This is a genomic window from Amycolatopsis sp. TRM77291, assembly GCF_054166285.1.
Genome location: NZ_JBSZHF010000001.1, coordinates 7,560,989 through 7,586,737, shown reverse-complemented (window position 1 = coordinate 7,586,737; position 25,749 = coordinate 7,560,989). Strand labels below are relative to the sequence as shown.

The 25,749-nt window shown below is 68.3% G+C and carries 26 protein-coding genes and 1 pseudogene; 12 read left to right on the top strand and 15 right to left on the bottom strand.

All coding sequences use genetic code 11. The features are described from left to right. The first annotated feature begins 35 nt into the window (after nt 1–35). Nucleotides 36–530, top strand: a complete 495-nt coding sequence (locus ACXIZN_RS35480) for an Lrp/AsnC family transcriptional regulator (protein WP_005167158.1) — start codon at nt 36–38, stop codon at nt 528–530. Between the two features lie 79 nt (nt 531–609). On the opposite strand, the gene helR is transcribed toward ACXIZN_RS35480, so the two are convergent. Both helR and ACXIZN_RS35470 read right to left on the bottom strand, forming a co-directional pair. Further along, nucleotides 610–2,814 (bottom strand): RNA polymerase recycling motor ATPase HelR, encoded by a 2,205-nt coding sequence (gene helR / locus ACXIZN_RS35475; RefSeq protein ID WP_457959272.1) that lies wholly within the window; start codon nt 2,812–2,814, stop codon nt 610–612. A 184-nt stretch (nt 2,815–2,998) separates the two neighbouring features. Continuing rightward, complete coding sequence (locus tag ACXIZN_RS35470) at nt 2,999–4,813, bottom strand: LamG-like jellyroll fold domain-containing protein (RefSeq protein ID WP_457959271.1); 1,815 nt, start codon at nt 4,811–4,813, stop codon at nt 2,999–3,001. A 77-nt stretch (nt 4,814–4,890) separates the two neighbouring features. Between ACXIZN_RS35470 and ACXIZN_RS35465 the strand changes: the two genes are divergently transcribed. Next, the gene (locus tag ACXIZN_RS35465; protein ID WP_457959270.1) at nt 4,891–5,418 is read left to right on the top strand and encodes a hypothetical protein; all 528 of its coding nucleotides are present in this window, start codon (nt 4,891–4,893) and stop codon (nt 5,416–5,418) included. Here ACXIZN_RS35465 and ACXIZN_RS35460 read toward each other — a convergent pair whose 3' ends face one another. Together ACXIZN_RS35460 and ACXIZN_RS35455 are read right to left on the bottom strand one after the other, a co-directional pair. Continuing rightward, on the bottom strand, nt 5,419–5,883 hold the full coding sequence (locus ACXIZN_RS35460) for a DUF6328 family protein (RefSeq protein ID WP_126737536.1): 465 nt from the start codon (nt 5,881–5,883) through the stop codon (nt 5,419–5,421). Beyond that, complete coding sequence (locus ACXIZN_RS35455; RefSeq protein ID WP_457959269.1) at nt 5,828–6,802, bottom strand: DMT family transporter; 975 nt, start codon at nt 6,800–6,802, stop codon at nt 5,828–5,830. The genes ACXIZN_RS35460 and ACXIZN_RS35455 overlap by 56 nt, the downstream gene beginning before the upstream one ends. Before the next feature lie 124 nt (nt 6,803–6,926). Between ACXIZN_RS35455 and ACXIZN_RS35450 the strand changes: the two genes are divergently transcribed. Next, nucleotides 6,927–7,478, top strand: a complete 552-nt coding sequence (locus tag ACXIZN_RS35450; protein ID WP_126737534.1) for a superoxide dismutase family protein — start codon at nt 6,927–6,929, stop codon at nt 7,476–7,478. Here the strand turns inward: ACXIZN_RS35450 and ACXIZN_RS35445 are convergent. The 4 genes and pseudogenes from ACXIZN_RS35445 to ACXIZN_RS35430 form a co-directional block, all read right to left on the bottom strand. Next, nucleotides 7,475–7,876 (bottom strand): TIGR03667 family PPOX class F420-dependent oxidoreductase, encoded by a 402-nt coding sequence (locus ACXIZN_RS35445; protein ID WP_126737533.1) that lies wholly within the window; start codon nt 7,874–7,876, stop codon nt 7,475–7,477. The two genes, ACXIZN_RS35450 and ACXIZN_RS35445, sit on opposite strands and share 4 nt — an antisense overlap. A 43-nt stretch (nt 7,877–7,919) precedes the next feature. Beyond that, nucleotides 7,920–9,881 carry a DUF2339 domain-containing protein gene (locus ACXIZN_RS35440; protein WP_457959268.1) on the bottom strand — a complete coding sequence of 654 codons (1,962 nt, stop codon included), beginning with the start codon at nt 9,879–9,881 and terminating at the stop codon, nt 7,920–7,922. A 72-nt stretch (nt 9,882–9,953) separates the two neighbouring features. Next, nucleotides 9,954–10,391: pseudogene (uppS, locus tag ACXIZN_RS35435) on the bottom strand (polyprenyl diphosphate synthase); the annotation flags it as partial. Nucleotides 10,392–10,567: 176 nt separating this feature from the next. Next, a complete protein-coding gene (locus ACXIZN_RS35430; RefSeq protein WP_457959267.1) occupies nt 10,568–11,143 on the bottom strand; it encodes a DUF3800 domain-containing protein in 576 nt (191 codons plus the stop codon). 150 nt (nt 11,144–11,293) lie between these two features. On the opposite strand from ACXIZN_RS35430, the gene dusB reads away from it, so the two are divergent. Further along, nucleotides 11,294–12,439, top strand: coding sequence for a tRNA dihydrouridine synthase DusB (dusB, locus tag ACXIZN_RS35425; protein WP_457959265.1), 1,146 nt, complete (start codon nt 11,294–11,296; stop codon nt 12,437–12,439). 46 nt (nt 12,440–12,485) lie between these two features. Here the strand turns inward: dusB and ACXIZN_RS35420 are convergent, their stop codons facing one another. Further along, nucleotides 12,486–12,716: a hypothetical protein gene (locus ACXIZN_RS35420; RefSeq protein ID WP_457959264.1), complete on the bottom strand. Its 231-nt coding sequence runs from the start codon at nt 12,714–12,716 to the stop codon at nt 12,486–12,488. A 176-nt stretch (nt 12,717–12,892) separates the two neighbouring features. Between ACXIZN_RS35420 and ACXIZN_RS35415 the strand changes: the two genes are divergently transcribed. The 3 genes from ACXIZN_RS35415 (at nt 12,893) to ACXIZN_RS35405 (ending at nt 15,190) form a co-directional block, all read left to right on the top strand. Continuing rightward, nucleotides 12,893–13,726, top strand: coding sequence for an alpha/beta fold hydrolase (locus tag ACXIZN_RS35415; RefSeq protein WP_457959263.1), 834 nt, complete (start codon nt 12,893–12,895; stop codon nt 13,724–13,726). Between the two features lie 58 nt (nt 13,727–13,784). After that, complete coding sequence (gene idi, locus ACXIZN_RS35410) at nt 13,785–14,396, top strand: isopentenyl-diphosphate Delta-isomerase (protein ID WP_457959262.1); 612 nt, start codon at nt 13,785–13,787, stop codon at nt 14,394–14,396. A gap of 65 nt (nt 14,397–14,461) precedes the next feature. Next, nucleotides 14,462–15,190, top strand: coding sequence for a GGDEF domain-containing protein (locus ACXIZN_RS35405; protein WP_457959261.1), 729 nt, complete (start codon nt 14,462–14,464; stop codon nt 15,188–15,190). 1,296 nt (nt 15,191–16,486) lie between these two features. On the opposite strand, the gene pstB is transcribed toward ACXIZN_RS35405, so the two are convergent. The 6 genes from pstB to ACXIZN_RS35375 form a co-directional block, all read right to left on the bottom strand. Further along, nucleotides 16,487–17,263 (bottom strand): phosphate ABC transporter ATP-binding protein PstB, encoded by a 777-nt coding sequence (gene pstB, locus ACXIZN_RS35400; protein WP_457959260.1) that lies wholly within the window; start codon nt 17,261–17,263, stop codon nt 16,487–16,489. A 10-nt stretch (nt 17,264–17,273) separates the two neighbouring features. Continuing rightward, the gene (gene pstA, locus ACXIZN_RS35395) at nt 17,274–18,191 is read right to left on the bottom strand and encodes a phosphate ABC transporter permease PstA (RefSeq protein ID WP_126736205.1); all 918 of its coding nucleotides are present in this window, start codon (nt 18,189–18,191) and stop codon (nt 17,274–17,276) included. A gap of 2 nt (nt 18,192–18,193) precedes the next feature. Next, complete coding sequence (gene pstC, locus ACXIZN_RS35390; protein ID WP_126736300.1) at nt 18,194–19,111, bottom strand: phosphate ABC transporter permease subunit PstC; 918 nt, start codon at nt 19,109–19,111, stop codon at nt 18,194–18,196. 200 nt (nt 19,112–19,311) lie between these two features. After that, nucleotides 19,312–20,436: a phosphate ABC transporter substrate-binding protein PstS gene (gene pstS / locus ACXIZN_RS35385; protein WP_126736206.1), complete on the bottom strand. Its 1,125-nt coding sequence runs from the start codon at nt 20,434–20,436 to the stop codon at nt 19,312–19,314. 229 nt (nt 20,437–20,665) lie between these two features. Beyond that, nucleotides 20,666–21,541: a mycothiol synthase gene (gene mshD / locus ACXIZN_RS35380; protein WP_457959259.1), complete on the bottom strand. Its 876-nt coding sequence runs from the start codon at nt 21,539–21,541 to the stop codon at nt 20,666–20,668. Between the two features lie 62 nt (nt 21,542–21,603). Further along, on the bottom strand, nt 21,604–22,356 hold the full coding sequence (locus ACXIZN_RS35375; protein ID WP_257483317.1) for a winged helix-turn-helix transcriptional regulator: 753 nt from the start codon (nt 22,354–22,356) through the stop codon (nt 21,604–21,606). A 143-nt stretch (nt 22,357–22,499) separates the two neighbouring features. Here ACXIZN_RS35375 and ACXIZN_RS35370 point away from each other — a divergent pair, with 143 nt between their 5' ends. The 5 genes from ACXIZN_RS35370 to ACXIZN_RS35350 all read left to right on the top strand — a co-directional run bounded on the left by ACXIZN_RS35370 (nt 22,500) and on the right by ACXIZN_RS35350 (nt 25,665). After that, on the top strand, nt 22,500–23,393 hold the full coding sequence (locus tag ACXIZN_RS35370; protein ID WP_457959258.1) for an LmeA family phospholipid-binding protein: 894 nt from the start codon (nt 22,500–22,502) through the stop codon (nt 23,391–23,393). 7 nt (nt 23,394–23,400) lie between these two features. Continuing rightward, on the top strand, nt 23,401–23,829 hold the full coding sequence (locus ACXIZN_RS35365) for a TlpA family protein disulfide reductase (protein ID WP_457959257.1): 429 nt from the start codon (nt 23,401–23,403) through the stop codon (nt 23,827–23,829). Between the two features lie 235 nt (nt 23,830–24,064). Next, complete coding sequence (locus ACXIZN_RS35360) at nt 24,065–24,499, top strand: DUF4395 domain-containing protein (protein ID WP_457959256.1); 435 nt, start codon at nt 24,065–24,067, stop codon at nt 24,497–24,499. Nucleotides 24,500–24,520: 21 nt separating this feature from the next. Then, on the top strand, nt 24,521–25,357 hold the full coding sequence (locus ACXIZN_RS35355; protein WP_034312619.1) for a sulfurtransferase: 837 nt from the start codon (nt 24,521–24,523) through the stop codon (nt 25,355–25,357). Further along, nucleotides 25,357–25,665: a DUF1416 domain-containing protein gene (locus ACXIZN_RS35350; protein WP_034312617.1), complete on the top strand. Its 309-nt coding sequence runs from the start codon at nt 25,357–25,359 to the stop codon at nt 25,663–25,665. The genes ACXIZN_RS35355 and ACXIZN_RS35350 overlap by 1 nt, the downstream gene beginning before the upstream one ends. Nucleotides 25,666–25,749: the final 84 nt, after the last annotated feature.

Sequence of the window (25,749 nt, the reverse complement as noted above, 5' to 3'; positions counted from 1 at the left end):
CAAGAATCACATGCCGAAACAAAGGGAGGGACGGCATGGGTGACGAACCACGCGCGCAGATGGAGCAGCGCACGCCTAGAGGTTTGGACAATACCGATCGCACGCTGATCGCTCTACTGCAAGTCGACGGGCGGGCCTCGTTCACGGCCTTGGCCAAGGCCGTCGGGCTGTCGGAGGGCGCCGTGCGGCAGCGCGTCCAGCGGCTGCTGCGGGACGAGACGATGCAGATCGTCGCGGTCACGGATCCGGCGAACGTCGGGCTCGGCCGTCAGGCGATGGTCGGGATCCGGGTCCAAGGCGATCCGCGGGCGGTCTCCGACCAGCTCTCCGGATTGCCGGACGTCCACTACGTCGTGCTGACCGCGGGAGGCTACGACCTGCTCGCCGAGGTCGCCTGCCGGGACGACGAACACCTCTTGAGTGTGCTGAACGACGACATCCGGCCCATCCCGGGTGTCGTCAGCACGGAGACCTTGGTCTACCTGAAACTCGCGAAACAGACATACGCCTGGGGCAACCTGACCCGCTGAACGTCCGGCCCGCGCCGTGAAAGGTCCCTTGCTCGCAGTTTCGCGAGGAAGGGACCTTTCACGGCGCGTGCGGGAGGGGTCAGACGCAGCGCAGGAACGCGTCGGGAGTCCGCCGCCCGGAATCGAGACCGCGGAGGACCTTCGGCAGCGTCCCGGTGTACAAGACCCCGAGCCGCTGCGTCGCCCGCGTCAGAGCGACGTACAGTTCCGCCTCGCCGCTCGGGCCGTCCGCGAGGATCCACTCCGGTTCCACCACCAGGACGGCGTCGTACTCCAGCCCCTTGGTCGCGGAGGGCGCGATCGCGCCGGGCACTCCCGGCGGTCCGATGACGACCGACGTCCCCTCGCGACCCGATTCCGCACGGGTGAACTCGGCGATGGCGTCCTCTATGTCCATTTCGGACACTCGGCGCGCCCACGGCCGGACCCCGCACGAACGCACCGATTCCGGCGGAACGGCGCCTTTCGCGAAACTCGCCAGCAGCGAAGCCGCCACCGCCATGATCTCCGACGGCGTCCGGTAGTTGACGGTCAGTTTCCGGTAGACCCAGCGATCGGCGACGTACCGGGAGAGCATCGCGTCCCAGGACCGGGCACCCGACGGCGACCGCCGTTGCGCGAGATCCCCGACGACGGTGAACGACCGGCTGGGACAGCGCCGCATCAGCACCCGCCAGTCCATTTCGGACAGTTCCTGCGCCTCGTCGACCACGACGTGACCGTAGGTCCATTCCCGGTCGGCGGCGGCGCGTTCGGCCAGATCCCGCTCATCGCGCTCGGCGAACCGGTCTGCCAGTTCCTCGGCCATCAGCACGTCCGTCGGCCGCAGCGCGAACTCGTAGTCGTCGTGGTCCTCCTCGACCTCGACGATCTCCAGCACCCGCTCGGCGTACTCCTTCCGTGCCCGCCGCTGCCGTTCCTCCGCCCGGAGCTCGGCCGTGCGGTCGCGGCCGAGCAGTTCGACGGCCTCGTCCAGCAACGGCACATCGGAGACCGTCCACGCGTCCGCGTCATCGCGGAACAGCGCCGGATCGGCGCCGGCCGCCCGCAACCGCTCCGGCGAGGCGTAGAGGTCCGCGAGCAGCCGCTCAGGCGTCAGCGACGGCCAAAGGCGGTCGAGCACCGCGCGGAGCTGCTCGCTGGCTTCGAGATCACGCCGGGCGTTCTTCAGCATCTCCGGGCGCGTGTGCTCGTCGTCCGACGGCAGCCACCCCGCGCCGAGCCGGTCGACCGCGCGGATGGCGAGCGCGGTGATCACCTCCTGTTCGAAGACGGCCTTCGCCTCGTTGTGCAGCAGGCCGCTTTCCCTGGCCAGCTCGCGCGCGGCGGCCGCGACCTCGGCGTCCAGCGGCACGGTGACGTCGTCGAGCTCGATCGGTTCCGCCTCGGCGGGCAGCTCCTGCCGGTCGGCCACCGCCGCCGCGAGCACGTCCAGGATCGCCAGCGAGCCCTTGAGCCGCTGCACCGCCGGCGGATCCTCGCGTTCGGTGCGCAGGCCGGCGACAAGGTCACCCGGCGTCGCGAAGACCACGCTGGTCTCGCCGAGCGAAGGCAGGACACGGCCGATGTGATCGAGGAATCCGCTGCTGGGCCCGACCACGAGCACGCCGCGCCGTTCCATGCGCTCGCGTTTCGTGTACAGCAGGTACGCCACCCGATGCAGCGCCACCGCCGTCTTTCCCGTGCCCGGGCCGCCCTCCACGACGACGACGCCCGGGTGCGCCAGCCGGATGATCTCGTCCTGTTCGGCCTGGATCGTCGCGACGATGTCCCGCATCCCCTCGCCGCGCGGCGCGTTGACCGCGGCCAGCAGCGCCGCGTCGCCGCGTTCCCCCGCCGATTCCGGACGGCCGAAGACCTCGTCGGCGAAGTCGCGGACGTCACGGCCGAGGGTACGGAATTGACGGCGCCGCGCCATTCCTTCCGGGGACGCGCCCGTCGCGCAGTAAAACGCGCGCGACGCCGGCGCCCGCCAATCGAGCACCAAAGGTTCGTAGTCGTTCTCTTCGTCGAAAAGACCGATCCGGCCGACGTACGACCGTTCTCCCGAAAGGGCGTCCAACCGGCCGAAACAAAGACCCTCGTCGGCGATCTTCAACCTGGCCATCTCGCGCGCCTTGGCCCCGACCGACACCTCACGGTCGGAAAGCGCGAAGCCTTCTCCCCGCAGCGCACCGGCGTACGCCTCCTTCACCCGCGCGCGTTCGGCGTCCAGCCGCCGGTAGAGCGACGCCACGTACTGCCGTTCGGATCGCAATTCCTCGTCGTACCCCTGATTTGACAAGTTCCCCTCACAGCGGTTAGACTGACAACACATTCGGCGTACTGATCAGCGCTTTAACTAGCACTGCTGATCGGGCGCCGATTTTTTATTGTCCACCGCTTGTCAAGAGACCCCCGGCATTCCCGGGGAAACGATCGTGCGCGATAATGGGGACGAACATCCGCCATTACCGCGCACGATCTGCTCAGCCGAGCATGAACTCGCGGGGGTCCAGCGCGCGCCCCACCACCCGGACGTCGCCGAGCCAGCCGTGGAACGCCTGCTCGACGATCGAGTCGTAGGCGTAGGCGCCGATCAGCCACGAACCGCCGGGGTTCGCGATCCCCGCGGCCGGCGTCTTCGGGTTCCGCAGCACCGGGCAGCCGTCGACGTAGAGCGTCGTCCGCCTGCCGTCGTTTACCGCCGCGACGTGGATCCACTCCTCCAGCTTCAGCTCGTGCCCCCAGCAGGTGGAGATCCCGTTCTGGTTCACCGGGAACACCGCCCACTGGAACGCCGCACCGTCCGAAAGGGACAGTGTGGCCGAAGGCTCGCCGGGATCGTCGCCGGTCTTGCCCGCCTTCCCGCCGGAGCCCTGCCTGCCGAAGATCGCGGCCCAGGCGTGCTTGCCGTCCTTGAAATCCGCGGGCAGCTTCACGAACGCCTCGACGGTGTAGCCGCGCGCGAACGTCTCCGCGTTCATCGGCGCGGAGTCCGCCGTGCGCAGATACCCGCCGCGAGCCGGTTTCTTGCCGCCGTCGAACCGGAGGCTCGACCTCGACGGCTGCCGTCCGGAGAACTCGCCGGAGAACCGCAGCGCCTCGGGTGCGCTGCCGGGCAGGGTCACCCGGACCAGGTCGTTGCCGCGGCCCGAAAGATCACGAACGGCGTCGACGGGCGCGCCGTCACGGCCCTCGAACCGCCAATAGGCCACGGTCCCGCGGATCAGCTGCCGTTCGGCGGGCCGCGCGGGCGGGACCGGGACCGGCGCGAAGGCGGCGAACCTCGACTCGAAGTCGATCTCCAGGCTGAAGTAGTCCGCCGGGCCGGTGCGTTCGATCTCCTGCCGTTGCAGCTCGTTCAGCCGTGGCGCTTGGTCCGCCAGCCACGGCGAGACGGTGCGGACGTCGATCACGTCGCGCGCGAGGTCGAACCGGTAGAGCCGGATCATCGCGCTGCCGCCGTAGTAGCGGTCCTGGTAGTTCGTGATGTGCAGATGGACGTCGTGGCCCGCCTTGTTCCGCTTCACCGTGCGGCCCGGCGGCCAGTAGTGCCCGTTGAGGGTGAGGAAGATCTGATCGTTCCCGTCGATCAGCTCGTCCCACACCTTCTGCCCGAACTCCGAGAACCGGGCCTGTCCCGCGTCGTCGGCCCATACCAATTCATGGATGGTCAGAATGGCCGGGAGCCGCGGATTCCGGGCGAGCACCGACCGCGCCCACTCCAGCCCGCCCGCCGACGGCCGCCAGTCGAGCGCGAGCAGCAGCCACTCGCGTCCGCCCGCGCGGAAGACGTGGTGGCTGTTGTAGCCGTCCGGGCTCGCGCCGCGGAAGGTCCGCGAACCACGCTGCCGGTGCGGCCCGAACGCGTCCAGGTACGGCGTGCGGCCGCGCTGGTCGTCGGTGGAGGATTTGATGTCGTGGTTGCCCGCCAGCGTGCTGTACGGGAACCGGCGCCGGTCCAGGTGCTGGAACGAGCGGCTGATCTGCTCGAACTCGCCGGGCTGCCCGTTCTCGGTGAGGTCGCCGAGATGCGCCAGGAAGACGATGTTCTCGTCGCCACCGGTGACGTACCGCAGGGTGGCGTCCAACGGCGCGGGGTCACCGCGGTCGGCGTCGAAGAGGTACTGGGTGTCGGGCAGCACCGCGAGGGTGAAGCGGCCGTCTTCGAAATCCGGGCCGTGGTTGCCGAAGGTCGCCGAAGCCGCGGGAGCACCTAGCGCGGGTAACGCGGAGACCGCCGCACCGGCGCCGAGCAGGCCCGCGCCGCGCAGGAAGGTCCGTCTGGATGAGTCGTTCACGGCCGCAACCTACGGTCGCGGAGGCAACGCGTCCCGAACCGCGGATGAACACTTGCCCCGCTCGGTAGCTTCGTCCCATGGGGAACGTCAAACGCTGGCCCGTGCTCGCCGGGGTCGGTGTGGTGGTGGCCGCGGCAGGCTGGTGGATCGTGGACGAGATGCCGTCGGTGGACGACGCCGTCGCCCGAGAGGCGCTGCCGCCGATCGACGAACATCTGCGCTCGCTCGCCGGTGCCCGGGAGGCGGGAAACCGCTGGGTGTGCACGCAGAAGGTGATCGAGACCCGGCCGGACGGCGAACGGGTCAAGATCGGCCTGGTCGCGAGCTGCGACGAAGTCGCGAAAGAGGGCGACGGGCTCGTCACGCGCGGCGGATTCCGCCGTCAGCCGATGGTCTACCGCGTCGAACGCACCCCCGGCGGGTACCGGGTGCTCGACCGGAAGGTCGCGGTGGACGGAGCGGGCTACTCGCCTTCGGTCAAAGAGATGTTCTCGTGGGTCGGCGCCCGCCGGGTGCTCGACGGCGCGAGCCCGGACGACCCGAAGTCCGTCTCCGCTGCCGCGTTCGGACTGCCCGAAAGCACCCCGGTGCGCGCGGGACGGTGATCAGTCGCCGTTTCGGTCGATCTTCTTCGGCACCACGAACCACATGACGACGAACAGCACCGCCGTCACCACGCCGAGGATCGTCATCGCGATCGGGCCGAAGACGACCTTGGCGATGAGCGCGACGGTCGTGGTGATGGCGGCCGCGAGGCAGCCGAGCCCGACCAGGACGGACCGGTTGCCGACGGTGAGGATCCGCTCACGGTTCCCGGTGCGGAAGAGCAGCCGGTGCCACGCGGCGGGCGCCGTCAGCAGCACCGTCGAGCAGACCGTGAGCAGGACCGCCGTCAGATGGACGGATTTCTCGAACCCGCTCGCCTGGTGGAACTCGTCGGTGAACACCACCGTGAGCAGGAAACCGAAGAGGATCTGGACACCGGCCTGCGCGACCCGCAGCTCCTGCAGGAGCTCACTGACGTTGCGGGTCAGGCGTTCGTTCTTCGTCTCGCCGGTGTGCTCGACCATTCAGCGGCTCCAAGACCATCGGTTGACGCCTGACCTTTTCATGCCAGCCGAGCGAAGTCACTGACACCACCACCACGGCGAGGCCCAGCCACTGAGTACCCGACAAATCGGCGTTCAAGCACAATACGCCGATAACGGCCGCAGTGACCGGGAACGCCAGCTCCGCGAGCGTCGCCCTGGCGGCCGGGGTCGACCGCAGGCCCAGGTAGTACAGGCTCAACGCGAGCAGGCCCGGGACCAGCGCCAGCAGGCCGAGCCCGAGCGCGTTGTCCCAGCCCACGGCGAACTGGCCGCCCTGGTACGCCACGATCCCCGCCGAGACCGGCAGCCCGACCGTGAAACGCAGCGTGGTGACCTCCTTCGGCGCCAGCTCGGTGGACAGCAGCCGTCCGAGCACCGTGCCCGCCGCCCACAACGCGGCGGCGCCGATCGCCAGCAAGGCCGCCTTCGCCGCCGCGACCTGGATGTTCAGCGGATCCTTGAAGGCCAGCAGCCACGCACCGAGCAGCGCCGGGATCGCGAACAAGGCGTATCCCGGGCGGACCCGCTCACGGAGCACGAAATACGCCGCCAGCACGGCGAACACCGGCTGGAGCTTCTGCAGCACCAACGGCGTCACGGGGTCGCCCAGTTTGAAGGCCGCGGTGAACATCGCCGTCGCGAGCGCGGAGGACCCGCCGCCGATGGCGAGCACGGCCAGCCATTCCCGCGGGCCGGTCCGGCGCAGCGCCCGGATGGCGCCGGGGACGAGGGGGCTCAGCACGAGCACGACAAGCAGGTGCTCCCAGAAAACGACCGTGGCCGCCGGGAGGGCTTCGGCGAGCGGAAGCCTCAGAAGCCCGTCGGTGCCCCAAAGAGCGGCGGCGACCGCGACCAGCCAAGTGCGATCCGGAGGGTTGCTACTCACATTTCCTTCCATCCATGCCCCCGCCACCGCCCTCAACGGACGCGCCGGCGCGCGCATGCTGCTCATAGTTTGAGAATGATCGCCCGACCGAGTGACCACTCTGGCGTGTCCGATTCGTGCGGACTAGGCAAGGGGCATGCGCCCCGTCCCCGCACTTTCCCTCGTCCTGTCCGCGGCCGCACTGGCCCTGACCGCCGGCGCCGGGCCGGCCACCGCCGTCCCCGGCTCCCGGGTCCACGTGATCACCGCCAAGAGCGGTCTCACGAGCTACAAACCCGAACTGGTGCCGCCCGGCGCCCGCGCGCACGTCTTCGGGTTGACGTCCAAGGCACACGGCACCTCGACCGCGATCCTAGTGACCGGCCTGCTGCCCAACCGCGAATACGGCGCCCACGCCCACACGAAGCCGTGCGGCGCCACCGGCGACCTCGCCGGGCCGCACTACCAGAACGTCGAAGACCCGGTGAAGCCGTCGGTGGACCCGGCCTACGCCAACCCCCGCAACGAGATCTGGCTCGACCTCACCACCGACGCCACCGGCCGCGGCGCCGCCGTGTCCAAAGTGGACTGGACGTTCACCGACCGGCGCGCGAACTCCATCGTGATCCACGAAACGCATACCCACACCCACCCGGGCCACGCCGGGACCGCGGGGGCCCGGCTGGCCTGCGTGACCGTCGGTTTCTAGAAGCCCCAGGTACGTTCGGGCCGGATCCTGATCCGGACGCGGTACTCCCGGTCGAATTTCGGGACGTCGTAGTCGATCGCCGGGTAGTGCTTCTCGTACTTGTCGAGGAAGCCAGGCTGCTCCGACGCGAGACCGTCCGGCAGGATCTCGGCCTTGCCGCCGATCACCAGGATCGAGCCCCCGTGCTCGTCGCTGTTGAAGTGGAGGCTGACCTCCGGGTTGGCCTCGATGTGGCGGGTCTTCGCCGTGTCCGGCTGGCTGAAGACGATGAAGTCGTCACCGTCGAGGACGAACCACACCGGTCGGGGCGAAGGGCGTCCCTTCGGGCTGATCGTGGTCAGCCAGGCGACGCTCTCCTTCGCCCGCTCGGCGAGCCGTGGGTCGGGTTGGTAGGTCATGAACCGACCAACCACGACCCCGCGGCTTTTCTTCCTCGTCCGCTCAGCGGGACGCGACGAGTTTCGCGTACCGCGTCCCGGCGCCGAGCAGCACCAGGCCGGCGATGAGGAAGGCGGCGACCCTGGCCAGGCCGTCCAGCGCGGCGAGGTCGAACAGCACCAGCTTCAGCACCGCCGCGCCGACCAGCACGAAGCCGATCACCCGCAGGTTGACCGCGGAGATGCCGCGGACGAGCAGCACCAGCGCGGCGACCGTCCAGGACACCGTGATCACCACGTGGCCGACCAGGAAACCCGAGCGGCCGGGAACGACCAGCATCGCGCCGCACAGCACCATCGCGCCCGCACCGTAGAGCCCGCAGACCCCGGCGAAGAGCCACGGCACCACGTTCTCCGCCGCGGCCTTGAAGAGCCCGAGCCGGTGCGCGACCCACGGAAGCGTGATCGAGACGGCCAAGATCGCCAGCGCCACCAGGAAGGCTGCGGCGAGGTCGGCGTCCGGACGGTTGCGGATCAGGAAGAAGAGCGTCGGCGGGACGTCGAAGACCAGCGCGATCATGCCGCCGATGACAGTGAAGCCGAGGCCGCCGAAGAGCGCGACGTGCTTCTTCGTCCACAGCGCGACCAGCGCCAGCAGGACCCCTTCGCCGATGAGGATCGCCGACCGGGCACTGCCGTCGAAGAGCGTCATCGTCGTCTGGAGGGCCGCGAGCAACCCGGCGGCGCCCGCGAGGTCACCCGTCCAGCCGTCGAGCCACTGGCCGGCCGCCCACACCGCGAGCAGCACCAGCGCGACCGACGCCGTGACGATCACGGCCGGGGTCTTCGGCAGGAACAACGCGGCGAGCAGCGAAGGCGCGGGGGCGACGGCGAGCAGGGCGAGCGCGGCGGCGTCACCCGACCGCTTGGCGGTGACGATCAGGGCCAGCGCGAGTCCCACGCCACCCGTGGCCAGCGCGGCGGCGGTGTTGGCGGTGCTGCCGCCGAAACCGGTGAACGCCGTGCTGAAGACCGACGCGACCAGCGGCGGGATCCCCGACGCGACCGCGACCGACGGCCACGACTGGCGCAGCTGCACCGGCGTCGAAGCGACCTGGACCACCAGCAGGAACGCGACCAGTTGGGGGGTGAACCCCTGCGTGATGATCGGCGCGCAGACCACACAGCCGAGCACGACGGCCGTCGCGAGCAGCGACGACTTCCACCGCACGGCCAGCAGCAACCCGCCGACCGCGATCAGCAGGCCGAGCGCGAGACCGGCGTAGGCCGGGAGGTACTCGTACATCGTCGTCGCGGCGATGGCGTCGAGGTACAGCGCGCCGATACCGGTGGCGGCGAGCGCGAACGCTCCCGTGCGCCCCGCCGGCGTGCGGTGCAGCCTCAGGCCGATCCCGACCAGCGCCGCGCCGAGCACGGCACCGCCGATCACCCGCGGCAACGGGCCGAACCAGCCACGCTGGATCGCGAGCACGAGGAACAGCACGATGCCGAGCAACGTGACCGCGCCGCCGATCCAGGCCAGCAGCCTGCTGCCCGCGCCTTCCTTGCCCAGCTTCTCGGCGAGGGACACCTTCGGGGCGGGCTGGTACGGGCGGTAGGGCTGCTGATACTGCTGGCGGTACTGCTGCTGTTGCTGCCACTGCGCGTACTGGGCCTGCTGGTACTGGGCTTGCTGGTATTGCTGCTGGTAGTGGGCGTGCTGCGGGTGCTGATACTGGGGGTGGGGGTACGGCTGCTGCTGCGCCTGCTGGGCCTCCGGCTGCGGTTGGGCCTCGGGCTGCCCGCCTTGCGGCTGCTGGGGCACCTGCTGCTGCGCTTGCTCGGCCTGTGGCGTCTCCTGCGCGGACTGATCGGCCTGCTCAGGCGCCTCTTCGTGCTCCGGTTCCGCCGCGGACTGGACGGTCCGCAGCTCCGTGCCGACCCGCGCGAGGCGGGCCCCAAGGTCGTCGATCTCCCCGGCGAGCCTGAGGAGCACATCCCCATCGGTGGTCATGGCGATCAGCATGCGGCCTGAAGGGCCCGGAGGGATCCGTAGCACTACTCAATCGTGATGACGATGTGGTCGCGACCTGCAAGATCATCGGGATCGGGCCCACACTCGGAGCGCCCGCAGAAGGTCGATGTACCGGAAGCCCGGCCAGTTGACGTCACAGAAGTGCAGCCGGGAATCCTTCGCCTGCCAAAGCAGGAATCCGGACAGCCGGACCTCGCCACTGGTCCGGATGATCAGGTCCGGGTCGGGACTGCCCACTGTGTACAGATGTGCGGAAAGGGCATCCACGGAAACGGATTCCGCGATCTCCGCGAGGGACTTGCCGTCCGCGGCACCTTCGAGCACGAGATCGCGTACGGCGTCGACGATCTCCTCGCGGCTTCCGTACCCGATGGCGAGAGTCAGCTCGACCCCCGTCGCACCGCGAGTGTCCTCTTCGGCCCGCTTCAGCACTTCGGCCGTGGACGACGGCAGCATGTCGAGTCGCCCCACAGGCGCGACACGCCAGTTCGCGCGTAGAGGTCGTCGAGTCTCGTCCGGACGCTCATGGAGGCGAAGCTACCGAAATCGCGACTTCAGCACCTGAAACGCACATGAGCTAAACTGGACGCGGAGTGCGGCGCCGTGGGCGCAGCACGAGTCGCAAGGCCAGGTGCACCCGGGGAATACCGGGACCCTGGCCTTACGCATGTCCGGGATCAGGCACGTGTGTCGACCTGAAACTCGATGGCGCGCTCGGCCAGTTGGTCGGCGTAGTCGGGGATTCCTTGCCTGCGAGCACGAACAGCCCCGGCGACGATGTCGGCGATCCACAACAGTGGCTCGTCGGCACCGCGAACGTGCCGGATACGAAATACGGCGCCTCGCGGCAAGGAAAAGCGGCAGTGCTGGACGGTTCGCACATCGCGGGCATCGAGCTGGACCGTACGGCCTTCAGCGACCAAGAGACCGACACCGAGCGCGTGCAGCTCCATCACCAGGCGTTGCATACACAGAGAACGGCCACGTTCTTGCCGTCGCGCCGGCACCGGAGTGCCCACCGCCACCAGGTGCAGTTCCCCGAAGTCGGCGACCTGCTTGACGACCGTTCGCTTCTGCCCGTCGGTCAGCACGTTCCAATGCAGTTTTCCCGTGCGTTCGGCACGTATGCCGAACATGACCTCACGCAGTTCGGAATGCCGTTCGACGGGCAAGACCGCCGCCGCGAGTACGTAGAAGCCACCGTCGTCGTCTTCTCTGAAGGATTCGTCGGCGAAGGCTTGAAGCGCGGACATCCGCCGAGCCTAAGAAGCCTGATCGCGCCCGATCGGTACGGTCCAGATCCCCCGCGCAACATCGCGTTTCCTCCACCCAGCCGAGTGACCGTCACACCTCGAACAGCAACTACCCGGCCCACCTGCGAGTGACAGACACCACAGGCGACAATGGAGGACGTGACAGCCACCCTGAGCAAGCCCAGCCTGAAGATCGGCCCCTACGAGGTCGATCCGCCGGTCGTGCTCGCTCCCATGGCGGGCATCACGAACGTCGCGTTCCGGCAGCTGTGTCAGGAGTACGGCGCCGGCATCTACGTCTGCGAGATGATCACCGCCCGCGCGGTGGTCGAGCGCCACCCCGGCACCATGCACATGATGACCTTCGGCGAGAACGAAAAGCCCAGGTCCATGCAGCTGTACGGGGTCGACCCCAAGACCATGGCCGAGGCCGTCCGCGTCATCACCGGCGAGGGGCTCGCCGACCACATCGACAGCAACTTCGGCTGCCCGGTGGCGAAGGTGACGCGGAAGGGCGGCGGCGCGGCGTTGCCGTTCAAGCGCAAGCTGTTCGCCGACATCGTGCGCGAGTCGGCGAAGGCCGCGGCCGAGGCGGGGGTGCCGTTCACGGTCAAGTTCCGCGTGGGGATCGACGACGACCACCTCACGTATCTCGACGCCGGGCGGATCGCCGAGGCGGAGGGCGCGGCGGCGGTCAGCCTGCACGCGCGCACCGCCGCGCAGCGCTACTCCGGCCAGGCCGACTGGACGAAGATCGCGGCCCTCAAGGAAGCGGTCACCAGCATTCCGGTGCTCGGCAACGGCGACATCTTCTCCGCCGAAGACGCGCTGCGCATGGTCGACGAGACCGGCTGCGACGGTGTCGTGGTCGGCCGCGGTTGCCTGGGCAGGCCGTGGCTGTTCGGCGAGCTCGAAGCGGCCTTCGCCGGGCGCCCGCAGCCGACGCCGCCGAACCTCGGCGAGGTCGCGAAGGTGCTGCGCCGCCACACGGAACTGCTCGTCGAGCACGACGGCCACGACAAGGCCATGCGCGACATCCGCAAGCACATGGCCTGGTACTTCATGGGTTTCCCGGTCGGCTCCGAACTTCGCCGCGGTTTCGCGATGCTGTCCAGCATGGACGAACTCGACGATCTCATCGCCAAGCTCGACCACGACGCCCCGTTCCCCAGCGCCGCCACCGGGCCGCGCGGGCGGCAGGGTTCGCCGGGCAAGGTGACGCTGCCGCACGGCTGGCTCGACGACCCGGACGACGACTGCGTGCCCGAGGCCGAGGACATGCATTCGGGCGGCTGAAACGAAAAACGCTCCCGCCGGGCGGCGGGATCGTTTCGTGCAAGACTCAGGTTCCCCTGGTCTTGTAGGCGAACTTCCACTGGTCGTGGTCGACCTCGAAGCACCGCATGGTGATCGTGTAATACCGGGCCATGTTGCTCTGCTCGATGAGACACGCCTCGTAGGTCGGATACGGCCCGAGCTGGCAACCCGGGTTTCCGTCGCAGACCCCGAACACCGAAACCGGCGCCTCCTGCGCGACCGCGACATTCGCCGCGGTGATACCGAATCCGCCCATGAGCGCGACGGAAGCGGCGCCGGCAGCGAGCCGGCGCCTCCAACTGTTCGACATGTGATACCCCAGTTTCCCCAGTGCGGCCGAAGATCGGCAGCGCGCCTATTAGACGATCAAGGAACACTCGTCGTCAATCCCTTGCCGCCCGCCGGAAACCGGAGGCCCGTAAAGTCGGCGTCGTGATCGAGCAGCTGAGCATCCCCACCGCGGCCGGTTCCTTCGACGCCATCGCGGCCGGCCCCGAAGACGGCCGCCCTGTCCTGCTGCTGCACGGCTTTCCCGAGGCAGCGGTGGAATGGGAGCACCAGGTCGCGACACTCGGCGTGCTCGGCTATCGCGCGGTGGCCCCGGATCAGCGCGGTTACTCGCCGGACGTCCGGCCGGAACAGGCGTCCGAGTACGGGATCGACGACCTCGTCGGTGACGTCATCGCGATCGCGGACCGCTTGGGGTGGAACGAATTCGATCTCGTCGGGCACGACTGGGGCGGCGCTGTCGCGTGGTGGACGGCCGACGCGCATCCCCGCAGGCTCCGCAGTCTCGCCGTGATTTCCACGCCGCATCCGGCGGCGCTGGCGGAGGCCATGAAGACCGACGAGGACCAGCATCTCCGGTCGGCGTACATGACCGAATGGCGGCAGACCCGGGTCACCGAACGGCGGATGCTCGAGAACGGCGCCGACGCGCTGCGCCGCATGTTCGACTGGAAGGTGTCGCCGAGCAAGGTCGACGAGTACGTCCGGCGCCTGTCCGAACCGGGCGCGCTGACCGCCGCGCTCAACTGGTACCGCGCCGGCCGCCCCGGCGGGAAGATCGGCCCGATCGAGGTGCCGACGCTCTATATCTGGAGCACCGAGGACGCCGCCTTCGGCTCGACGGCCGCGCTCGACACCGCGAACCGGGTCACCGGCCCGTACCGCTTCGAGATGATCGAGGACGTCTCCCACTGGGTGGTGGAGGAGGCGCCCGAGGCCGTCACTTCTTTGCTCGTGGAGCACCTCTCATCCCACTAACAGGGGTAACACTGGTCGCGGTACCGGTTACAGCGAGCCTGCTGGTTCAGTGGGGCGGATGAACAACATGACCGAAGTGGACACCGAACGCATCGTCTACGTCACCGAGGACGGCGAGCCGACCGGTGAAACCGCGCCCAAGCTGGCCGCCCACCACGAGCACACCCGCCTGCATCTGGCGTTCTCCTGCTATCTGCTGCGCAGCAGCGACCAAGCCCTCCTGATCACCAGCCGCGCCGCCACCAAGAAGGTGTGGCCCCGGGTGTGGACCAACAGTGTCTGCGGGCATCCCGCACCGGGTGAACCGATCGAGGAGGCCGTCCGGCGCCGGGCCGCGTTCGAGCTCGGCTTGCCCCGGCTGAACGGGCTCAGGTGCGTCCTTCCGGCGTATCGCTACTCGACGCCGCCGTTCGAAGGCGTGGTCGAGAACGAGTTCTGCCCGGTGTTCGTCGCCTGGGTCGACGAAGATCCGGAACCGCATCCGGACGAGGTCGGCGACTGGCGCTGGCTGAGCTGGAATGATTACGCACTGTTGCTGAATGACGATGTGACTGACGTGAGTTACTGGGCGAAAGATCAGTTTTCGCAGCTCAAAGACACCCAGCCGTTTTCGTCCTTACAGAACGGCACTCCGGTGCGTGACAATGGCGCCGAACCGTCGTCCTCTTGAGCGATATTCGCTTTGGCCCGTACTCATACCTCAAGACATCCCTCCTATACGACGAAAACCAATTCGTGGCGGAGGTGAGCGTGGCAGCCGACGACGAGGCCGCGCTCCCATCGGGCGCGCCGACCACCGATCTGCTCACCCTGCATGAGTCGATCGCGCGAGTCCTCGCCACGCAGGGTGATTGGCGCCGCGCGTACCACCACCTCAAGTCCGCTTTGGACCTCGCCAGGGCAGGCAGCCTGCGGGACACTCTGACGTCCAGTTACAACCGCCGCTACCTCGATCAGTGGCTGCACGGCCCGGCCGTCGACCACCGCGGCCCGCCCGGTGTGGCCATCGCTTTGGTGGACTTGGACCTGTTCAAGGACGTCAACGACACTTTCGGACATCTGGTCGGCGACCGGGTGCTCCGCGAAGTGGCCGACCTACTGCAGCAAGGACTTCCACCCGAAGCGTTCTGCGCCCGCTACGGCGGCGAAGAGTTCGCGCTCGTCATCCCCGACGTCGACGCCGCCCGCGCCGTGCGCATCGCCGACACCGCCCGTATCCGGGTGGCCCGCCATCCGTGGCGCCGGATCCGCCCCGGCCTCTCGGTGACGATCAGCGTGGGGCTCGCGCACGAAAGCCGCGCGGAGCCGGATATCGGGGCGGAACCGGAACGGCAGTTGCGCAGCGCCGACGCTTTGTTGTATATGGCGAAACGGGCCGGGCGAAACAAAGTGGCCTATCAGGACGCGGAATCGTCGCGGACGATTCCGCAGCCGATGAACGCGGCCGAGTCCGCCGGCGCCTAGGCACTCACTCGCCACTACTCGCCGCCACTCACACAGTCAAGCGTCGCACTCTGTGTAGTGGTTTCGCGCCTTTTAACGCAGCTTTAACCACGACCGCTCACCCGATCGCATGGACCGTTCGACGCTTCTCGGTACCTTGAGTGAAGAAAATTCCGGGATGGTTGTCGTCACGAACCCGAGGTGTCCGTACGATAACGAAAGAGCTTCGACGAGTCGTGAAAGGAGACCGAGTGCCCGACGAGCACCACAACCCGGGGACCGGTCGCCACAGTCACACCGACAGGAGCGCCGGTGAGCGCGGCCGCAGGGCCCGACGCCGCTCGATGGACACCCACGGCGGTATCAGCGTTTCGGACGTCGTCGCACGTCACACCGGTGAACGCCCGGTCTTCGATCCCACCGCCGATGCCCCGGCCCCGCGCCGCCTCCGGCAGAGCGAACCGGCGCCCGAGCCTCCGAGACCCGGTGTGCGCGCCGCTCGGACGGAGCCGCCCGCACCGCGTCGTCCCCGTCCGGCGGCTCCCGCCGAAAGCCCGGCGCCCGCGCCCCGCGCGGCCACACCCGCCACGCCGCGGGCACAGACGCCGCCTCGGAACCCGCAGCCGACCGAGGCTCCGCGTCCGCCTCGGGCGCGCCAGCCCCGCCGCACTTCACAGGCCGCGCCCAGCCCCGAAGCCCCGACGCAGCGCCGTCCGCCGTTGGTGAACCCGGGCGCGCAGCAGCAGCCCGCGGCCCCGCCGCCCCNTAGGACTGAAGGGGACTTTCCCGGATAGGACGTGCGAAAGGCCCTTCACCGCATCTCACGCGGTGAAGGGCCTTTCGTCGTCTCCCCGCCCCTGCGCACCTGTCGCGAAAGCCACTTTCGGGACGTCTGATGTCCCGAAAGTGGCTTTCGCGACATGCCCCGGCGACACGTGCCGTCCCGCACGGGCCTTGAGCCGCGGCTATCGAGTACCTGCCGGGCAGTCCCACGTGACTGAATGGCCGACACCCGTGACGGGATGGACGACACGCGTGATTAGACGGACGCCTCGCCCCTGCCTCACCGACGCATGTGGCGGCCCTCCAAGCACGCCTGGCGGCCGTGCAATCACGCGTGTCGTCCGTCTGATCACGGGTGCCGTCCGTGCAGTCACGCGTGTCGTCCGTCTGATCACGTGCGGCGTCCGGCCAGACACGGGTGGCGGCCAGCCGGTCACGCGAGCGAACCCACCAGCCCGGCAGGCCCCGAACGCGTGAAGGCCCCCTTCCCGCGGCTCAGCCGAGGGAAGGGGGCCTTCACGCAATAAGAGAGACTCAGCCGAAACGGCCCGAGATGTAGTCCTCGGTCGCCTTCTCGTCCGGGTTCGAGAAGATCTTCTCGGTGTCGTTCAGCTCCACCAGGCGACCCGGCTGGCCGACGCCCGCCAGGTTGAAGAACGCGGTCTGGTCCGAGACCCGCGCCGCCTGCTGCATGTTGTGCGTCACGATGACGATCGTGTACTCCTTCTTGAGCTCACCGATCAGGTCCTCGATGGCGAGCGTCGAGATCGGGTCGAGCGCGGAGCACGGCTCGTCCATCAGCAGCACGTCGGGCCGCACTGCGATCGCCCGCGCGATGCAGAGCCGCTGCTGCTGACCACCGGAGAGGCCGCCGCCCGGCTTGTTCAGCCGGTCCTTGACCTCGTTCCACAGGTTCGCGCCGCGCAGGGCGCGCTCGGCGACCTCGTCGAGTTCCTTCTTGCCCTTGGTGCCGCCGAGGCGCAGGCCGGCCACGACGTTGTCGCGGATGGACATCGTCGGGAACGGGTTGGGCCGCTGGAACACCATGCCGATCGTGCGGCGGACCTGCACCGGGTCGACCCCGGCGCCGTAGATGTCCTCGCCGTCGAGCAGCACCTCGCCGTCGACGCGGGCGCCGGGGATGACCTCGTGCATCCGGTTCAGCGTGCGCAGGACGGTCGACTTGCCGCAGCCCGACGGGCCGATGAACGCGGTGACGTTCCGCGGCGGCACCGAGAGGGTGACGCCGTCCACGGCGTGGAATTTGCCGTAGTAGATGTCCACGTCTTTGACGTCGATTCGTTTGGCCATCTCAAACAGCTCACTTCTTCTTCGGGGCGACAAGACGGGCAAAGAGCATGGCGAGGAGGTTCACGATCGCGATGATCAGCACCAGGGTGAGCGCCGCACCCCAGATCCTGTCGAACGCGACGGTACCTTCGTCGAACGGGTTGCTGACCCGTTCGTTGTTCATCAGAAGCGGCAGAGCGGCCTGCTCGCCACCGAAGATGTCCCAGTTCACGTAGGCCGAGTAGCCCACGAGGACCAGCAGCGGTGCGGTCTCGCCCATGACCCGGGCGAGCGCCATCATGATGCCGCCGATGATGCCGGACAGCGCGGTCGGCAGGACGATCTTCATGATCGTCTTCCACTTCGGCACGCCGAGCGCGTAGGAGGCCTCACGCAGGTCGTCCGGGACGATCCGCAGCATCTCCTCCGAGGAGCGCACGACCACGGGGATCATCAGCAGCACCAGGGCCAGCGAGACGGCGAAACCGCTGCGCGGGAGGCCGAACGTGGTGATCCACAGGGCGTAGATGAACAGCGCCGCGACGATCGAGGGGACACCGGAGAGGATGTCCACCATGAACGTGGTGATCTTCGCGAGTTTGCCGCGGCCGTATTCGACCAGGTAGATCGCGACCAGCATGCCGATCGGGACCGCGATGATCGCGCAGACCAGGCCCTGCAGCACCGAGCCGATGACGGCGTGGGCCACGCCGCCGCCGACCTCGTCCGACAGCACCGAGCCGAAGTCCTCGGTCCACCAGTTGCTGTAGGGGATCCGCTTGACACCGTTGATGACCACGGTGGCGAGCAGCCACACCAGCGGCACGACGGCGATCAGGAACGACAGCCAGATCAGCGCGGTCGCGAGGCCGTTCTTGACCTTCCTCGCCATGCTGACCTGCTGGAAGGCGGGGGTGGTGGCGGGGGTCTTCTCGAGCGTGGTGGACATGCTCAGTCCCCCTTCTTGGCGATGACGGATCGCGCGATGAAGTTGACGACGAGCGTCAGCAGGAACAGCACGAGACCCGCCGCGATGTACGCGCCCGCCGAGATCTCGTTGTTGAGCTCCGCGTAGTCCGCCGCGATCTTCGAGGCGAACGTCGCGCCGCCGTCGAAGAGGCTCCAGGTGAACTCGCGGCCCACGATGCCGGTCAGGATGATCGCGAGCGCGATCGTCTCGCCGAGCGCGCGGCCGAGGCCGAGCATCGAGGCGCCGATGTAGCCCGCCTTGCCGAACGGCAGCACCGTGGTGCGGATGACCTCCCAGCGGGTGGCGCCCAGCGCCAGCGCGCCTTCGATATGCGGGGTCGGCGTCCGCTCGAACACCTCGCGGGACAGCGAGGTGATGATCGGCAGGATCATCACGGCGAGCACGATGCCCGCGGTGAAGATGGTGCCGCGCATGTCCGGCGACACGTTGCCCGCCGCGAAGAGCGGGATCCACGAGAACGTCTCGTTTACCCATTTCGAGAAGGGCTCGATCGCCGGCGCGAAGACCATCAGGCCCCAGAGGCCGTAGATGATCGAGGGGACCGCGGCGAGCAGGTCGATGACGTACGCGAACGGCCGCGCCAGCCGCTTCGGCGCGTACTGGGTGAGGAACAGCGCGATCCCGAGCGAGATCGGCATCGCGATGATCAGCGCCAGCAGGGACGAGTACACCGTGACCAGCAGCAGGCCCATGATGCCGAACCGCATGTCGTCCGGATCGGTCTGCCAGACCTGGCTGGTCAGGAAGTTCACGTTGTCGGCCTGGAGCGCCGGAATGGCCTGCACCAGCAGGAACAACCCGATCAGGCCGATCAGCGAGACGACGAAGACGCCGGCTCCGGTGGTCAGGATCTGGAAGATGCGGTCACCGGGTCGCACCGTCCTGGAATTGGGGCTCGCGAGGCGCACCGAGGACTGCTCGGGCGGTGACGCGGCAGACTGCTCCGAAATCGGGTCCTCCGTGAAGGTTTCGCGGACGCCAGAACGCCCACCGGGGTCGCCGGTGGGCGTTCTGGGCGAAGATGAATCGCTCATCGACTACTTCTGTCCAGCCTGTCTTTACCGATCAACCGGAAGGATCAGGCGATGGCCTTGACGGCGGTCAGGACCTTGTCCTGCAGGCTCTGCGGGATCGGCACGTAGCCCTTTTCCGAGAGCGGCTTCTGCCCGTCGGTGGCGGCGACGTTCAGGAACGCCTTGACGGCCTTGGCGACCTCGGGGTCCGCGTACTTGGAGCACACGATCTCGTAGGTGGCCAGGATGACCGGGTAGGCGCCGGGCACGTTGCTGGAGTAGATCGAGTCCAGGTCGAGGGCCAGGTCGTTCGTGCCCTCCTTCTTGAACTTCGCCGCGTCGAGGGACTTGGCGACGTTCGCCGCGTTGAGCTCGACACCGCCGGAGCCGCTGTCGATAAGGGCGGTGCTGATGCCGTCCTTCGCGAACGCGGACTCGACGTAGGTGATCGCGCCGTCGGCGGACTTCACGGCGTTGGCGACACCGTTGGACTTCTCCGCGCCGTTGCCGACACCGCCGTTGAACTTCTTGCCGTCACCCTGGGTCCAGGCGCCCTTGGACGCGACCTTCAGGTACTTCTGGAAGTTGTCGGTGGTGCCCGACTCGTCGGTGCGGGAGATGACCTGGATGGCCTTGTCCGGCAGGTTCAGGCTCTCGTTGCCCTTGACCGCCTTGATGGCCGGGTCGTTCCACTTGGTGATGCCACCGTTGAAGATCTTGGCGGTGACCTCGGGGGTCAGGGTCAGCTTGTCGACCCCGGCGAGCTTGTAGGCGACGGCGACCGGGCCGACGACGAGCGGGAGGTTCCACGCGTCGGAGGCGCAGCGGGCCTTGGCCTTCTCGGCCTCTTCGTCCTTGAGGGGCGAGTCCGAGCCGGCGAAGTCGACCTGGTTCGCGTTGAACTGCTTGATGCCGGCGCCCGAACCGCTCGGGTTGTAGTTCACCTTCTGGCCGGAGCACTTGGCGGCGTAAGCCTGCACGAAGATGTCGATCGCGTTCTTCTGCGCGGACGAGCCCTCGGCCGAAAGCGGGCTCTTGCCACCGCATTCGACGTTCGCCGCGCCGCTGGGGGCGGCGGCGGCACCGGTGCTGCCGGGCTTGGTCGCCGCCGGGTCGGATCCACAGGCGCCGAGCACGAGGGCGGCGGTGGCCACGATGCCGATCGCGCCCGCGGGCCGCATGATCTTCACTGCATTTCCTCCACTGGGAGACTTTCGCCGGATCGGTGGAACGGGAGCGTTCCTTCCGGACCCGGACACTAAGCACCGACAGTGGACAGGCGGCCGTCTAAGGGTGAACGACAGGTGAACAAGGCGGCCGATGTGAGCAGCGCGACTACTCCGAAAGTGGCCTGTGTCCCAGCCGTGACCTGCGCGTCTGCTCTCCGTGACCGGTCAAGTGCCGCACGTGTGAACGCCGCTACCGAGCGTATTGGACGTCTACCTCGTATCGGGTGAAGCCGAGCTTCGAATACACGGCGAGTGCGGGCGCGTTGTCACCTTCGACGTACAAGATCACTTGGCCCAGCCCGCGATCACGGAGGTACCGCAGCCCGGCGAGGGTGAGCGCCTTCCCGAGACCCCCGCCCTGGGCGTCCGGATCGATGCCGAGGACGTAGACCTCACCCGCGGGCTCGCCGCCGAAGCGGCCGGGGACGGCCTCGTGGACCTTCGTCCAGTGGAAGCCGATGACCTTCCCGTCCTCTTCCGCGAGGAAGAAGCCCTCGGGGTCGAACCAGGCTTCCTTCTCGGTCGCCCGGACCTCGTCGGCGGTCAGTGCGCCCTGTTCGGGGTGCCAGTCGAAGGCGCGCGCGTTGACGCGGACCATCGCTTCCTCGTCCTGGCCGGGGACGAACGTCCGCAACGTGACGCCCTCACGAGTCACGGGCTCCGGCCAGTCCGCGGCTTCGACATCGGCGTGCAGGATCAACAGCTCGCGGGCACGCTCGAAACCTTCGGTCCCGGCGAGATGGACGGCGGCGGGGTGATCGCCGTGCGCCCAGACCCGCAGCGGCTTCCCCGCGACGTGGTCGACGAGCGCCTTGACGAGCGCCCTGCCGTGCCCGGAACGGCGGTGCCCGGGGTGAACGAACAGTTCGGCGACCTGGTTGCCGTGCGAATCGCCTTCGGTGTCCAGGTGCGCGTACGCGACCAACTCACCGTCCAGGCGCCCCAGAAGGTGCTGTCCACCGGCGAAACCGGTGTCCTCCGGGCGCCCGTCGGCCTCACGCACGGCGAGCAGGAAGTCGTGGATCTCTTCCGTGTCCGGTTCACCGGTCCAAGCCAGATCGAGCATGAAATCGACCCTACCCGGGAACCCGGTCTCCGCCCGGACGTCTTGTCAGGCAGAAAGGGGATTCAGTGCGCGGACAGCTCGTTCGGCTCGTAGACGCTCGAGTCCGGGGCGATGGCCTGCTTGGCGGCGGCGCTGCCCTTGGACGGCCGCTCGAACTTGTAGCCGACGTTGCGCACGGTCCCGATCATCTGCTCGTGCTCCGGCCCCAGCTTCGCGCGGAGACGCCGGACGTGGACGTCGACCGTGCGCGTACCGCCGAAGAAGTCGTAACCCCAGACCTCCTGCAGCAGCTGGGCGCGGGTGAACACCCGGCCGGCGTGCTGGGCGAGGTACTTGAGGAGCTCGAACTCCTTGTAGGTCAGTTCGAGGGTGCGCTTGCGGAGCTTCGCGGTGTAGGTCGCCTCGTCGATGACCAGTTCGCCGACCCGGAGCTCGGCGTCGACCTGCGCGGCGCCGCCGTCGCGGGTGGTGACGAGCCGCAGCCGGGCGTCGACCTCGGCGGGACCGGCCGTCGGGAGGAGGATGTCGTCGGTGCGCCATTCCGCGCTGACCGCGACCAGGCCGCCTTCGCCGACGACGGCGATGACCGGCGTGGAGGTTTCGTCCTCGCCGGCGCCCTTGAGCAGGCGGCAGAGGCTCTTCGCGGAGGCGAGATCGCTGCGGGCGTCGAGCACGATGACGTCGCGGTGGCCGGCGTCGAGCAGCGCGGTCACTTCCGGAGCACGGACGCGTACGGTGTGGGGCAGCAGATCCAGAGCGGGCAATACCGTGGTGGCATCTGCTTCCGCGGTCAGTACCAGAAGGTCCAGGCTCATCGCCGCACCGCCTTCAGTCGTGGTCGCCTCGAACGTGGCTACAGCCGGTGCTTGGTGAGAATAGCGGGTGAACAGCCGAGGACCTACCCCGTGCTGGATCGATCACACCTGGCCAAAGAGGTTTACGAAGGAGATTCGACACAATGGTGAGCAGGCCCGTGGCGCGTGACGACCGACCGTCTTCCGGCCGGTCCGCCAAGCGAGGAAAGCGCCGTGGCCGGGGCTGGCTCATCGCCCTCGCGGTGCTGGTCGTGCTGCTGGTGGGGGCCGATTTCGGCGCGGCGGCGTTCGCCGAGCACACGATCTCCCAGAAGGCCCGCCAACAGCTGGAGCTGGCCAACGATCCGGCGGTCACGGTGCACGGTTTCCCCTTCCTGACCCAGGCCCTTTCCGGTGACTACAGTCACATCACGATCAACGCCCAGGGCGTCGCCGTCCCGCCGCGGCTGCGGGACGTGGACTTCAACGCCGACCTGAGCGACGTCACGGCCCCGCTGTCCGACCTGACGTCCGGCAACACGAAGTCGATCGTCATCGGCACGCTCAAGGGCGAGGTGACGATTAAGGCCGCGGACATCGCGCGGCAGGCGCCGCTGGACAAGATCGAGAACCTGAAGATCGAGCCGGTCACCGAGGACTACGTCCGCAACGGCGACAGCGGGCAGGGCGAGACGAAGCCGACCGCGACGAACGAGAACGGCGAGCCGGTCGACACCGCCAGCACCGGGATCCGGGTTTCGGGCAACGTCCAGATCGCCGGGCAGAAGGTGGAGATCTTCTGCTTCGCGATGATCGAACTGGACGGACAGAAGATCCGTCTCGAACCGAAGCGGCTCCAGTTCGGGAATGACAAGGAGACCACCGTCGTTCCCCAGGCGGTGCAGGACGCGCTGCTGCCGAACTTCAACGCGACCATCGACACCGGCGCGATGCCGTTCTCGGTGACGCCGACGTCGGTGCGGGTGAACAGCGGCTCGGTGACCATCAAGGGCGAAGGCAAGAACGTCGCCTTCAGCGGAGCGAAGCCTCAGGGGTGACTTGCGGATGACCGGGGTGTGGGTGCTGCTGGGCGTACTGGTGCTCGGCGGAGTGGCAGGCGCGCTGCTACAGGCGCGTAACGGCCGCATCCGCGCGGCCAAACCGGCCAAGTCCACCGCGCCCACACTGCCCGGCCGCGTCTCGGACGCCCTCGCGCCCGAAGGCGTCACCCTGGTCCAGATCTCCACGACGTTCTGCGCGCCGTGCCGCCACACCCGCGCGATCCTGTCGGCACTCGCGGAGAAGACCGACGGCCTCACGCACGTCGATCTGGACGTCACCGAAACCCCCGAAGTCGCCCAGGCGCTTTCGGTGCTGCGAACCCCGACGACCCTGGCCTTGACCGCGGACGGCCGTGAGGTCTTCCGGGTCGGCGGCGTTCCCCGAGGTCAGGACCTTCTCGAAGCCCTGAAGCCCCATTTGGCGAACGCCTGATCCCGGATTCCGGGAAGCGTCCCAAGGTGTGAACACGGTTCCCAACCTGAGGGAGCTCTGCGTACCCTCGTGCCCGTGAACCGGCTGCCCCGAACCTTGCTGACCCAGCGTCGCGCAGTGGACCTGTGCCGCGTTCGCAGCAGCCTGTGTCCGGTTCGCTGATCGCGCTTTCGAAGCCGCCGCGCGCGCCACTTCCGGCACGCATCTCATTTCCCTCTCGTTCGCAGGAGGAACCATGTCCGCAGGACCGGCAGTCGACCCCCGTGGTCCGCGTTTCGCCGCCATCCTGACGACGATCGTGCTCGCGGTCGTGCTCATCACCCAGTGGTGGCCACTGCTCGCGGCGCAGGCGGTGGTGTTCGCGATCGGTGCCTTCATCGGCCTGAAGCCGGCGCCGTACTCCCTGGTCTATCGCTACCTCGTCGCGCCGCGGCTCGGCCCGACGACCGAACGCGAGGACGCCGCCCCGCTGCGGTTCGCGCAGGCCGTCGGGTTCGTGTTCGCCGTCGCCGGCACCGTCGGTTTCGCCACCGGCCTGACCGCGCTCGGTTTCGTCGCGACGGCGTTCGCGCTCTTCGCGGCGTTCCTCAACGCGGCGTTCAACTTCTGTCTCGGTTGCGAGATGTACCTGCTCATCAAGCGTTTCAGCCCCAGCCCTCGCGCGTCCTAACCCAGAAAGAGAGTCAGCTCCATGAGCCGTGAAGACGTCCTGGTCACCACCCAGTGGGCCGAGGAGAACCTGGACACCCCGGGTGTCGTGTTCATCGAGGTCGACGAGGACACGACCGCGTACGACAACGGACACATCCGCGGTGCGGTGAAGTTCGACTGGCGCAAGGACCTGCAGGACGGGGTGCGCCGCGACTTCGTCAACAAGGAGGGCTTCGAGAAGCTGCTGTCCGAGAAGGGCATCTCGAACGACGACCGCGTGATCCTCTACGGCGGCAACAACAACTGGTTCGCCGCGTACGCGTACTGGTACTTCAAGCTCTACGGCCACGACAAGGTGCAGCTGCTCGACGGTGGCCGCAAGAAGTGGGAGCTCGACGGCCGCGAGCTGAACTCGGACGAGGTCAAGCGCGAGCCGACCGAGTACAAGGCCAAGGAGCAGGACCTCTCGATCCGCGCGTTCCGCGACGAGGTCGTCGCCGAGATCGGCAAGAGCAACTACGTCGACGTGCGCTCGCCCGACGAGTTCTCCGGCAAGCTGCTCGCCCCGGCGCACCTGCCGCAGGAGCAGTCGCAGGTCCCCGGCCACATCCCGGGCGCGCTGAACGTCCCGTGGGCGAAGGTCGCCAACGAGGACGGCACCTTCAAGACCGAGGAAGAGATCAAGGAGCTGTACTCCGACGAGGGCCTCGACGAGTCGAAGGCCACCATCGCGTACTGCCGGATCGGTGAGCGCTCGTCCATCGCGTGGTTCGCGCTGCACGAGCTCCTCGGCTACGACCAGGTGAAGAACTACGACGGTTCGTGGACGGAATACGGCTCGCTCGTCGGCGTGCCGGTCGAGTTGGGAGCCAAGTGATGGCAGACGACAGCTGCGGCGCACCGGCCCAGGAGGCCACGCCCGCCGATTACGACACCCGAGGCCAGGTCGTGCTGGCCGGCAAGGTGACCGGTTCGGAGGGCCCCGTCGGCGGCGCCTTCGTGCGGTTGCTGGACGGCGGCGGCGACTTCACCGGCGAGGTGGTCTCGTCGGCCGACGGCGATTTCCGCTTCTACGCGGCCCCCGGTGACTGGACGGTGCGCGCGCTGCACCGTTCCGGCAACGGCGAGGCCTCGGTGACCGCCCAGGGTCCGGGCGTGCACCAGCTGGCGATCTCGGTCGCCTGACGTTTCGCGCGTGAAGGCCCCCTTCCCTCGGCTGAGCCGGGGGAAGGGGGCCTTCACGTACTTGTGGGCACTGCCACGCGACCT